This is a genomic window from Staphylococcus sp. Y174-1, assembly GCF_049897865.1.
GTDB lineage: Bacteria > Bacillota > Bacilli > Staphylococcales > Staphylococcaceae > Staphylococcus > Staphylococcus saprophyticus.
In genome coordinates this window covers 1,261,437-1,273,267 of the sequence record NZ_JAFCXB010000001.1, presented here as the reverse complement: position 1 = coordinate 1,273,267, position 11,831 = coordinate 1,261,437, and the positions used below count along the sequence as shown (strand labels likewise).

Annotated in this window: 9 protein-coding genes; 5 read left to right on the top strand and 4 right to left on the bottom strand. The window is 35.5% G+C overall.

Annotated elements, in window-relative coordinates:
• Positions 1–23: 23 nt before the first annotated feature.
• Positions 24–1,088 (bottom strand): alcohol dehydrogenase catalytic domain-containing protein, encoded by a 1,065-nt coding sequence (locus ACP7BT_RS06420; protein ID WP_041079798.1) that lies wholly within the window; start codon positions 1,086–1,088, stop codon positions 24–26.
• Between the two features lie 198 nt (positions 1,089–1,286).
• Here ACP7BT_RS06420 and ACP7BT_RS06415 point away from each other — a divergent pair, with 198 nt between their 5' ends.
• Together ACP7BT_RS06415 and ACP7BT_RS06410 are read left to right on the top strand one after the other, a co-directional pair.
• Positions 1,287–2,915, top strand: a complete 1,629-nt coding sequence (locus ACP7BT_RS06415) for a ribulokinase (RefSeq protein ID WP_041079797.1) — start codon at positions 1,287–1,289, stop codon at positions 2,913–2,915.
• A gap of 124 nt (positions 2,916–3,039) precedes the next feature.
• The gene (locus ACP7BT_RS06410; protein WP_041079796.1) at positions 3,040–3,507 is read left to right on the top strand and encodes an SRPBCC family protein; all 468 of its coding nucleotides are present in this window, start codon (positions 3,040–3,042) and stop codon (positions 3,505–3,507) included.
• Positions 3,508–3,639: 132 nt separating this feature from the next.
• Here the strand turns inward: ACP7BT_RS06410 and ACP7BT_RS06405 are convergent, their stop codons facing one another.
• The 3 genes from ACP7BT_RS06405 to ACP7BT_RS06395 all read right to left on the bottom strand — a co-directional run bounded on the left by ACP7BT_RS06405 (position 3,640) and on the right by ACP7BT_RS06395 (position 7,419).
• Entirely contained in the window at positions 3,640–4,860 is a 1,221-nt protein-coding gene (locus ACP7BT_RS06405; protein ID WP_041079795.1) for an Nramp family divalent metal transporter, read from the bottom strand.
• Positions 4,861–4,877: 17 nt separating this feature from the next.
• Positions 4,878–5,822, bottom strand: coding sequence for an agmatinase family protein (locus tag ACP7BT_RS06400; protein WP_041079794.1), 945 nt, complete (start codon positions 5,820–5,822; stop codon positions 4,878–4,880).
• 352 nt (positions 5,823–6,174) lie between these two features.
• Positions 6,175–7,419 (bottom strand): Glu/Leu/Phe/Val family dehydrogenase, encoded by a 1,245-nt coding sequence (locus ACP7BT_RS06395; protein ID WP_041079793.1) that lies wholly within the window; start codon positions 7,417–7,419, stop codon positions 6,175–6,177.
• Between the two features lie 289 nt (positions 7,420–7,708).
• Here ACP7BT_RS06395 and ACP7BT_RS06390 point away from each other — a divergent pair, with 289 nt between their 5' ends.
• From ACP7BT_RS06390 to ACP7BT_RS06380, 3 genes are all read left to right on the top strand, one after another.
• Positions 7,709–9,046 (top strand): amino acid permease, encoded by a 1,338-nt coding sequence (locus tag ACP7BT_RS06390; RefSeq protein WP_041079792.1) that lies wholly within the window; start codon positions 7,709–7,711, stop codon positions 9,044–9,046.
• Positions 9,047–9,952 carry a homocysteine S-methyltransferase gene (mmuM, locus tag ACP7BT_RS06385; RefSeq protein WP_002484113.1) on the top strand — a complete coding sequence of 302 codons (906 nt, stop codon included), beginning with the start codon at positions 9,047–9,049 and terminating at the stop codon, positions 9,950–9,952.
• A 417-nt stretch (positions 9,953–10,369) separates the two neighbouring features.
• A complete protein-coding gene (locus tag ACP7BT_RS06380; RefSeq protein WP_041079791.1) occupies positions 10,370–11,761 on the top strand; it encodes an amino acid permease in 1,392 nt (463 codons plus the stop codon).
• The last annotated feature ends 70 nt before the right edge of the window (positions 11,762–11,831 follow it).

Sequence of the window (11,831 nt, the reverse complement as noted above, 5' to 3'; positions counted from 1 at the left end):
TATACCACCTTTTCAGTCATTGTTTACCAATGATATTGTAAATAAGTTTTTTTCCATCCTTTGTGTGCTGCAGTATCATCCATGGCTTCTTTTAAATCTGAAGTATCATGAATATGATAGTAAGCCTCTGGAATCAATTGTCTCAATGCTTGTTGGTAATGTTTATTACTAAAGGCATGAATGAGTTGCTCGAATTCACGTTTTGTACTACGTGAACTACCTGAAAATGTCAGACCTTTTTCAAGAACATCTCTGGTGTTAATACCAACGCGTTCTTCCGTGACACCCATTAATACAATATGCCCCTGTCTATCGATCAAGTCGATGGCTTGGTTAATTGCAGATTCTGAAAATTTACCACCTGTACATTCAAAAACGGTATGTACGCCTCGATACTGATTGAAATCGAAGTCAAATACGAGATGTGTTGTGGCAAAGTCTTCAAAGGCAGGTAGTTTTTCTTGAACTGCACCAAATACAATTAAATTTGCTTTATCAATACCATAAATATAATGTAAGGCAGTTGCTGCTAAATAACCGACTGGACCATCTCCAAAGATCGCAACTTTTGGGGACGTTTCAGTTGTTATCTCGTCAAGTTGATTGATTGGAAACAGTGATACTGAACATAACTCAGCAAGTAATGCGACATCTTCATCTAAATCTGTTGGAACTTTTACGACATTATCGCCAGGCACCACCATGCGATCTTGGCATATACCATCAAATCCACTGCCCATAAATACGGCATTTTCATCATAATTATCTTGGAATGAAGTCGTTTGATATGTTCCTTTACGTAAGTGAGAAGGGATATTTGGTACAATGACAACTTTATCTCCTTGTTGAAAATCAGGATGTTTAGAATCTTCTACGATACCGATACCTTCGTGAAAGAGTGCCATAGGTAATTTCTTTGTGAGTGCTTCTGGACGACGATTGCCAGTATAATAACGTAAATCTGCATGACAGACACTTGCTTTTGTAGGTTTGACGATAATATCTTTCTCTTCGAAATCATGCGTAAGGGTATCTTTTTTGAATACGCCAGGTTCGATTAAGCGAAAAGCGTTCGATTCGATTTTCATATTTGCGCAACTCCTTTATATTTATGTTCATTTGTGTTTGTACGGCCAATAGTAAACGCTTACATAATGCTTTGTCAATGATTATAATGCTTTTTTGTGTTTCTTTATGTATTTTTTTGAATGTTTATGTTGATTTTTATAACTATCTTCATTATGATTTAGGAAAGCGTTTTCTTATAGCGAACTGGAGGATAAATTATGACTTACAGTATAGGGATAGATTTTGGAACTGGCTCAGGAAGAGTGTTCTTGGTGAACACTGAGAATGGAGAAATCATAGGTCAATATGTACAAACATATGCCCATGGCACAATTGAAGGTGAACTCAATGGACACAAGCTGCCACAAAGTTATGCATTACAAAATGCGAATGATTATATGGAAGTCATTGAAACAGGGATACCAGAAATTTTGTCAAAAACAAATATAAATGCAAAGGACATTGTTGGTATAGGTATAGACTTCACTTCTTCCACAGTCATATTTGTAGATGACCAGATGGAACCAATGCATAACAATCCTAAATTTTATAACAATCCTCATGCTTATGTGAAATTATGGAAGCATCATGGCGCTCAGGCAGAAGCAGATCTATTGTTTAATACTGCGATAGAAGAGAAGAATCGCTGGTTAGGATACTATGGCTTTAATGTGAGTAGCGAATGGATGATTCCTAAGATCATGGAAGTGAACGATAAAGCGCCAGAAGTCATGACAGAAACGGCTGATATTATGGAAGCTGGGGATTGGATTGTGAATCGACTAACTGGTGAAAATGTTCGATCTAACTGTGGTTTGGGCTTTAAGTCTTTTTGGGAATCATCTACAGGCTTTCATTATGATTTATTTGATAAAGTGGATGACAATCTATCAGATATTGTACGCATGAAAGTTGAAGCGCCCATCGTTAGTATAGGTGAAAGTGTCGGTACAGTGAGTACAGAGATGGCACATAAATTAGGGATTTCACCCGAAACAGTGGTAAGTCCGTTCATTATAGATGCGCACTCAAGTTTACTAGGTATTGGTGCTGAAAAAGATAAGGAAATGACAATGGTTATGGGAACAAGCACGTGTCATTTAATGCTAAATAAAGAGCAACATAAAGTACCTGGTATCTCGGGGTCAGTTAAAGGTGCCATTATACCAGATTTATATGCATACGAAGCAGGACAAACAGCAGTTGGTGATTTGTTTGAATATGTAGCTAATCAATCCCCATATGAATATGTAAAAACGGCAGAAGATAGAGGGATTTCAATTTTTGAATTACTTAATGAAAAAGCAAGTCAGCGTTATCCTGGAGAAAGTGGTCTGATCGCTTTGGACTGGCATAATGGAAATCGGAGTGTGTTAAGTGATAGTAATTTGAAAGGGAGTCTATTTGGCTTAAGTTTACAGACGAAACATGAAGATATATATCGGGCATATATGGAAGCAACAGCATTTGGAACAAAAATGATTATGCAGCAATATCAAGGTTGGCAAATGGAAGTGGAGCGCGTTTTTGCTTGTGGTGGTATACCTAAAAAGAATCATTTATTAATGGAAATTTACGCAAACGTATTGAACAAGAAGATTACAGTTATTGATAGTGAGTATGCACCAGCTATCGGAGCCGCCATTTTAGGTGCGATTTGTGGCGGTGCGCATCCTAATTTTTCTTCAGCTATCCAAGCAATGAAAGAACCTGTTTTATATCAAGTAGAACCAGATCATGCACAGGTCTTAATTTATAAAAAATTATTCAATGCCTATAAAGAATTACATGATTTACTGGGGTATAAAAAAGCACGCATTATGCGTAATGTGAGCGCATTAATGTAAGTTTTTATAAGAGTGATATGACTAAAATCAACGACCGCAATCATAATGGAAAATCATTTTGTTTTGTGCACTGAAAAAGAGGTGATTAAATAATAACGTATTACACTTGAAGGAGATGTTGATAATGGAATGGGAAATTGTAAATTTAGACATGACGTTTAAAGTAGATGCACCGGTAGAAGAAGTGTTTCGTGCCTGGACTAAGCCGAGTCTTTTTAAACAGTGGTTTATGACAACAGAAGAAACGAATAAAGTTGCCAAGAATCAATTTGAAATCAATGGAGACTGGGAAATTATCGATGTCAGAGAGGGCGTTGAATATAGAGCAATTGGCACGTATATAGATATTGTCAGTCCTTATAAATTGACGTTTTTATTTAAAATGCCTCAATTTAGTGAGTTAGAAGATATCATCACTGTTGAATTTGTTGATTTAACAGGAGCAACAGAAGTTAAATTTAACCAAGGCATCAAAGTTCCTTTTGAAGGCGACACAAACGATTTCGAAGCGGATAAGACAGAAGTCAAAAAAGAAATGGAAACAGGCTATAACTTGATGTTTGAGCGATTAAAACAGCTATGTGAAGGTTAATATTTACAGTGAAGTCACTTTTAGAAAGTACTTATAAGTAGTGACAAAGTTGAAGGTAATAGGTTTTGCCTAATTTGAGATTTAAAAGCCCAAGTTAAGTTTTCAATAACTTAACTTGGGCTTTTTGAATATTTAAGACATAAAACTCGAAATCGCATCTATTAAGCTATAAAGGCCCAAGAATGTAACGACAAGTACCACAATACCCCCGATTATATTAAGCCATAGCGTATTTACGTAATGACCCATCAAGTTTTTCTTATTAATTATGATGAAAATAAGAATGGCCACAATAGGTAAGATAATACCATTTAATGCTTGGGCCACAAGTAGTACTTGAAGCGGTTCAAAGCCTAAAGCTGAAGTAATAATACCGATAATGATGATGATCGTAAAAACAGTCTTATATTTCTTACTTTGCATACCGCCTTGCCAACTTAACAAACTACTGATCGTTGCAGCGGCGCCTGCAGGTGATGCAATAGCTGAAGAGAGTCCAGCTGCAAATAATCCGATACTGATGGCGAATGGTGCTGCATCTCCAAGTACAGGTTCAAGTGGACCAGCGAGTTGAATCACACTTGTCACTTTTTTACCTTGTATTAAAGTAGCAGCAGCAATTAATATAGCTGCTGAAATAATACCACCAATAGAAATTGAAATGACGGTGTCCCAACGTGCATATTTTAATTCTTTAATATTGCCAAAACGTTCATGTACTGCAGTTGAATGTATAAAGAAATTGTATGGAACCACAGTAGTTCCGATCAGTGCGATGATTGTGATAATGGATCCGTTTGGAATTGTAGGCACAAACACACCTTTTAAAATACCAACAATATCTGGTTGAATTACTATCATCGTGGTAATAAAGATAATGCCCATAATAACCATAAGTACAAGCATAATTTTTTCTAAAAAACGATAGTTGCCAAATAACCCAATGAGTAAAATGATGATACCGATGACAGGTGCTACCCAATGCTCTGGTAAATTTAATAAATAAGAAGCACCTAACGAAGTCCCGATTAAGTCACCACTGATATAGGCAGCACAACCAATTGTAACTGCTATTAATGTAAACCATACAATGATAAGTTTACCGATTCTATGTTTAAATAATTCCTGTATTGCTTCACCTAAACCCTCACGTGTGACGAGAGATAAGCGAATGATCATTTCCTGCAGCACAATTGTGGCTACAATAGAAAATACAATGGCCCACAATAAACTATAACCGAAACCGGCACCACCTTGTGTCATTGTGGTCACTGTACCTGGACCGATAAAAGAGGCAGTGATAATCATTCCGGGACCGAGTGATCTTAAAATCTTTCCAGCTTCTTTAAACAATAGCATCACTCCTCGAATTATTTTGTTTGATTTAAATAAGCGACGTGGCCAGCAAGTACATATAACACTGCTGTAGATACAAAATGAGCTGAGTTTTGATTGGCATCCATCATAGGATATACTTCCACGTAGTCCATGCCACAAAGGCCTAGTTTTCCGAATTCATGAATCATCGTAAGGAGTTCATAAGAAGATAACCCATTACCATCGACAGGACCACCAGGATTAAAGGCGAAGTCAAGTACATCACTACAGATAGTTAGGTAGACAACATCTACATCCTTGCTCGCTTGCGCGTAGATTTCTTGTGCATATGTTTTCAAGTCTTTAGCCGCTCGAATATCATTAATAGTTAAAGTTACTGCACCAGCTTCTTGTGCGAAGCGACCAGTTTCAGGCTTATTTCTAGGACCGTGTATACCAGTGTGAATAATACTTTCGTTGCGTATACCATCCGTTTCATAAAGTCTCATAAAAGGGGTGTTACGCGCATAAGGTTCACCTTCGTAATCAGGCATGTTGTCATAGTGCGCATCTAAATGAATGATGCCTACTTTTTTGCCTGTTTCCGTTAGTGCTTTCAGTATTGGATATGTCACACCATGCTCTCCACCAAAGCCAACTAAGAATTTACCACTATCCCAAAGCTTTTTAGCAAAATCACTAATATTATCGTAACTTTGCTTATTATCGTGTGCTACAAAGGGCACATCACCAACGTCTCCCATCGTTAGGTGTTCACTGATATCAATGTGATTGAGCTCAGGTAAATATTGACTATAGCGAGCTGAACAAACACGAATTTGTTTCGGACCTAGTTCTACCCCCGTATAGTCGCCCCAAGTACTTTCACCTTCAAATGGTGCGCCATAAACGATGACGTCTGTATCTAATGTATTTGTCTGATTGAGATTCTTACTATTTAAAAAACACGGTACATTACCGTAAATATTGTTCTTCATAATTGTACATCCTCCCTTTTGTTGTAAATAAGTATATAGATTATTAATTTGTATTTCAAATAAATCAGAAAATTCTAATTTTTGAAAAGTGAAGATATACTTAAATATTAAGAGGATAGCAATGAAGTTGTGATGGAGCAGCTTAAAATAAAAAAGTGAACCTCAGACATAACAATGAAGCGCAATAAATACATCGAATATGGAAAACACTTAGATGCTATAACAAAAAAGCTATGAAGTCATCTCGCGTCATAGATTACTTCATAGCTAAGTTAAGTATATTATGAAAATTTGATTGATAACAATACATCATTTGATTATTAGTCGGATATAGTCCCTAAATATATAGGAATTACGCCCAACCACGGAAACGAGATGCTTCAGCAGTTCGTTTGATACCTAAGACATAGGCAGCTAAACGCATATCCATTTTTCTATCTTCTGCTAAATCATATATCGTATTAAACGCTTCAACCATTTTATCGCGTAATTTTGTGTTTACTTCTTCTTCTGACCAATAATAACCTTGATTATTTTGTACCCATTCGAAATAAGATACTGTCACACCACCAGCACTCGCAAGCACATCTGGAATAATTAAGACGCCTCGCTCAGTTAAAATACGTGTTGCTTCTGGTGTTGTTGGGCCATTTGCGGCTTCTGCTATAATTTTTGCTTTAATATGATGTGCATTCACTTCGTTAATTTGATTTGAAAGTGCGGCAGGAACTAAAATATCGCAATCGACTTCAAATAATTGTTCATTAGGAATTACGTTGTCATACAAATGTGTAACGCGGCCGTGTTGTTCCTTTAATTCAACGAGTCGATCTACATCTAACCCATTAGGGTCATGTAGTGCACCAAAACTTTCAGAAATAGCTACAATTTTAGCGCCCATATCGTGTAAAATTTTTGCGATAAAGCTACCCGCATTACCGAAACCTTGAATTGCTACACGAGACCCTTTAATGTCAATGTTTTTACGCTTGGTCGCTTCTTCAATTGTGATTACTGCACCTAATGCAGTTGCACGATTTCGTCCTTGTGAACCGCCTAATGAAAGTGGTTTACCTGTAATAAATGCAAACGCATTTGAACGATTAATCTTACTATATTCATCCATCATCCAAGACATAATTTGGGGATTTGTATAAACGTCTGGTGCTGGAATATCACTTTCGGGACCAACAAATTGCGAAATTGCACGAACATAGCCACGAGATAAACGCTCTAGTTCTTGGTTACTCATTTGTCGTGGATCGCAAATAATACCCCCTTTACCGCCACCAAATGGGAGGTTAGTGATACCACATTTCATAGTCATCCACATAGATAGTGCTTTGACTTCTTCCTTATTAACATCAGGATGGAAACGAATACCCCCTTTAGTAGGGCCCACAGCATGATTGTGTTGGGCACGATAGCCCGTAAAAGTTTTTACAGTACCGTCATCCATGCGAATAGGGATGCGGACTTCTAAAAATCTTAAAGGTTCTTTTATAAGTTCATACATACCTTCATCAAAACCTAATTTATGTAAAGCTTCTTTGGTAATCTCTTGAGTAGAAGTTACTAAGTCATTATATTCTGTCATTATAAAACTCCTCTATTTATTACTTAGATATTTTAAGTGATACATAGTTTATGTTAATAGCGTTAAGAATGAAAAGCAATATAAAAAACTGAACTTTTATAAAAGTTTGAAAATTCAGTTAATATGATACCGATTTCTTTTAAGCTGGATGAATAAACTCAATTAATAATTTAGCAGTGGGATATCAAAGATACTATAACTTACTATTGACTAAATTTTCAGAAATCAATAAAATGTTTAATTATATCAAAAATCTATATTGAGTACTTAAAGATAAGGAGCACATTCAATGGAACAAACATCATTTAAACGTGCCATGAAACAGCGCCATCTCATGTTATTAAGCTTTGGTGGTGTTATTGGTACAGGATTATTTTTAAGTTCTGGGTATACTTTACAACAAGCTGGACCTCTAGGGACTGTCTTATCTTATATAGTAGGTTCAATACTTGTTTATCTCGTCATGCTTTGTTTAGGACAATTGGCTATTAAACACCCTGTGACAGGTGGTTTTCATACATATGCGAGTAAATATATACATCCATCTATTGGCTACATTGTTGCGTGGTTTTATTGGTTGACCTGGACAGTAGCATTAGGTTCTGAATTTACAGCAGTGGGTATTTTGATGCAAAGGTGGTTTCCAGAAATACCTGAATATATCTTTGCTGCAAGTGCAATTATATTAGTATTAATTTTTAATATCATATCGACACGCTTTTATGCAGAAGTTGAATTTTATTTTTCTTTAGTTAAAGTGGTTACTATTATTGTATTTATTATCTTAGGCATATGCGTCATTTTAGGTTTGATACATTACAATGGTTATGAAGGAATACATACAGTGACTAACAGATATACGAATCCTACTTTTCCTAACGGTATAGGTGCGGTGGTCTTAACGATGTTAGCAGTGAATTACGCATTTAGTGGCACGGAATTGATCGGTATTGCTGCGGGAGAAACTGAATATCCTAAACAAGTCATTCCTAAAGCGATACGTGCAACTTTATGGCGCTTAATTATCTTTTTTATCGGTACAATGGTTATTATTTCTATTTTAATTCCAAGTTATCAAGGGAAATCTTTGGAAAGTCCATTTGTAGTCATCTTTCAAAAAATGGGGATACCATACGCTGGAGATATCATGAATCTAGTCATTATCACAGCCTTATTATCTGCCGCTAATTCTGGATTATATGCTGCAAGTAGAATGATATGGAGTTTAGCCAATGAAGGGGTATTTCCAAAATGGTTCGGACAGTTGAATAAATATCGCATGCCTATCAACGCAACATTATTTAGTATGGTAGGTGGTCTGTTGGCTTTATTATCAAGCATCTATGCAGCGGATTCACTCTATGTTGTGCTGGTGTCCATTGCAGGACTCGCTGTAGTCATCGTGTGGATGAGTATATGTGTTGCTTATTTCAATGCTAAAAGGTATGATCCTAGCCTTAAAATTCATCAATCTATACCTATTATAGGATTTATTTTATGTTTAGTTTCATGTATAGGAATGGTTTTTGATTCTAATCAGGCACCTGCACTTTATTTCGGTGTACCATTCGCTGTCATAGCACTCATATATTATTTCATTAAGTATCATAAGAAAAGAGGTAATTAAATGCGGTTATTAGAAAAATTGAAAGCTCAATCGCCATTGGTACTAGATGGCGGTTTGGCAACAACATTAGAACAAGCAGGCTGTAGTTTGAAAACTTCATTATGGTCCAGTGAAGTTTTAAAAAATAACCCTACACAAATTAAACAAGCACATCAAGCATTTACGGATGTGGGGGCAGACATATTGCTTACAAGTACGTATCAAGCGAGTTACCAAACTTTTTCTGATATTGGGATGAAGGCAACTGAAATAGATCAGCTATATAATACTGCAGTAAATCAAATTATGGAAGCCACGACGGATACACAAGTTATCGTGGGTAGCTTAGGGCCATACGGTGCCTATTTAAGTGATGGTTCTGAGTACACAGGTGCATACGATTTAAGTAAGGAAGATTATTTTCAATTCCATAAAACGCGTATAGAAGCATTGGTTAAAAGAGGTATCAATGATTTTGTATTTGAGACCGTGCCTAATTTCGAGGAAATTAAAGCGATTGTTGAATATATTGTGCCACATTATACAAATCAGACATTTTGGTTATCTGTCACAGTTAATGAAGACGGTGATTTATCTGATGACACAGAATTTGAAAAGTTATGTGCTTATATTAAGCAATATGCTGAACGCATACCGGTGTTTGGTATTAATTGTTCATCCGTCGCGGGTATAAATAAAGCTATAAGCAAAGGACTGAAAAATGTACCTCAAACAATAGCGCTTTATCCTAATGGCGGTGCACAGTACAATGCAGTGGAGAAAGAATGGGAAAGTGTAGGTAATCAAGGTTTAATTGTTGAACAAATACCTGATTGGTTAGACCAAGGCGTCAAGATTATTGGAGGGTGTTGTCAAACAACACCAGAGAACATTAAATCTATTAAAGAGGCTATAGAAACGCAATAAGTGCTTATAAAATATTTGTTCAAAGGTACGTTCATCGTATGTGAAATCAGCGCACACTTTTATTTATTTTAACGATGTCGTTAAGTAATAAAAGTGTGCTATTTTTTTATTTCATCAAGGCACATGATATTTAATGACAAAAAAAGAATTTCAAATATTAAAAAAAAAGAGATTATAGTTTAGTGTTTTAATCAATTAAAGAGTAAAAAAATCAAAAATGTAAAAATACAAAATTATAAAAATTGATTTATATCATTAGTTGTAATTTTCAGAAAAAAAGAATATTATACAACCAAGCATTATTGAGATATATGCATGTAATCATTACATTAGTTTATTAATTGATAACAAAGGGGCTAATAAGCTAAGGCGATATATTAATGATGCTTTAAAACAATTGGAATTGGGGCAAGATTTATGACAAATACTTTGAATAGAGAGTTGAGTAATAGACATATTCAACTTATTGCGATTGGTGGAGCTATCGGAACTGGCTTATTTTTAGGGGCTGGTCAGTCCATTAGTTTAACGGGGCCATCGATTTTACTCACGTATATTATTGTCGGTTTTGTATTGTTTATGTTTATGCGTGCAATGGGTGAGATGTTACTTTCTAATACAGAATATAAAACATTTGCAGATATTGCGCACGATCAGATTGGTCCGTTTGCAGGATTTGTAACCGGGTGGACGTATTGGTTAACTTGGATTACTTCAGGGATGGCAGAAATTACTGCAGTTGCAAAATATGTAGAATTTTGGATACCCGATTTACCAAATTGGATCACATCTTTGTCTTGTATATTGATTCTTATGGCTTTTAATTTAACAAGTACAAAAATGTTTGGTGAATTAGAATTTTGGTTTGCAATTATAAAAGTTGTAACAATCATTGCATTGATAGTTATTGGTATAGTCATGATTGTATTTGCAATTCAAACACCTTTTGGTAAGACGGGGGTCTCTAATGTTTATAATAATGGTGGTTGGTTCCCTCATGGTGCATCTGGCTTTTTCATGTCATTCCAAATGGTTGTCTTTTCATTTACAGGTATTGAAATATTAGGTATAACAGCTGGAGAAACAAAAAACCCTGAAAAAACGATACCGAAAGCAATTAACAGTGTACCAATCAGAATATTATTATTTTATGTTGGTGCATTAGCGGTGATGATGTCCATTATTCCATGGCAAGATATTGATCCAAATAATAGTCCATTTGTAAGTTTATTTGCACTTATTGGTGTGCCATTTGCAGCGGGGTTAATAAACTTTGTGGTATTAACTGCAGCATCATCGGCATGTAATAGTGGTATATTTGCAAATAGTAGAATCTTATTTGGGTTATCTGAGAAAAAACAAACACATCATTTATTAATGAAAACAAATAAAAAAGGTGTGCCTTATATAGCAATATTGGTAACATGCGCTTTGTTATCTATTACGGTGTTATTAAATTATTTAATACCGAACGCAACACAAGTGTTCTTTTATGTCACAGCAATTTCAACAATTTTATTAGTCGCTGTATGGATGTTTATTGTTCATGCCTATGCAAAATACGTTAAAACACATCCTGAATTACATAAAAAGAGTGACTTTAAATTGCCCGGTGGTATTCATATGGCAAGAATGGTACAGCTATTCTTTGTATTCGTATTGATTATCTTACTTGTTGTACCAGAAACAAGAATGGGGGTTGTATTATCACCACTGTGGTTTATCTTACTTGGCTTGATTTATTTAAGATATACAAGAAAAGCGCGAAAATTAGAAGTGAATAACCAATCAGACCTAGGATTAAAATAAAATAAGATGGGAATAGCAGTATTATCAATTCATATGTGTTTCAAATTGAGGCGATTGTAAATCGAAAGGG

Excerpts from the sequence above, each read along its gene's own strand:
- ACP7BT_RS06390 (WP_041079792.1), top strand. The coding sequence starts at position 7,709 with ATGGAACAAACATCATTTAAACGTGCCATGAAACAGCGCCATCTCATG.
- ACP7BT_RS06380 (WP_041079791.1), top strand. The coding sequence starts at position 10,370 with ATGACAAATACTTTGAATAGAGAGTTGAGTAATAGACATATTCAACTT.
- mmuM (WP_002484113.1), top strand. The coding sequence starts at position 9,047 with ATGCGGTTATTAGAAAAATTGAAAGCTCAATCGCCATTGGTACTAGAT.
- ACP7BT_RS06420 (WP_041079798.1), bottom strand. The coding sequence starts at position 1,088 with ATGAAAATCGAATCGAACGCTTTTCGCTTAATCGAACCTGGCGTATTC.
- ACP7BT_RS06400 (WP_041079794.1), bottom strand. The coding sequence starts at position 5,822 with ATGAAGAACAATATTTACGGTAATGTACCGTGTTTTTTAAATAGTAAG.
- ACP7BT_RS06410 (WP_041079796.1), top strand. The coding sequence starts at position 3,040 with ATGGAATGGGAAATTGTAAATTTAGACATGACGTTTAAAGTAGATGCA.
- ACP7BT_RS06395 (WP_041079793.1), bottom strand. The coding sequence starts at position 7,419 with ATGACAGAATATAATGACTTAGTAACTTCTACTCAAGAGATTACCAAA.
- ACP7BT_RS06415 (WP_041079797.1), top strand. The coding sequence starts at position 1,287 with ATGACTTACAGTATAGGGATAGATTTTGGAACTGGCTCAGGAAGAGTG.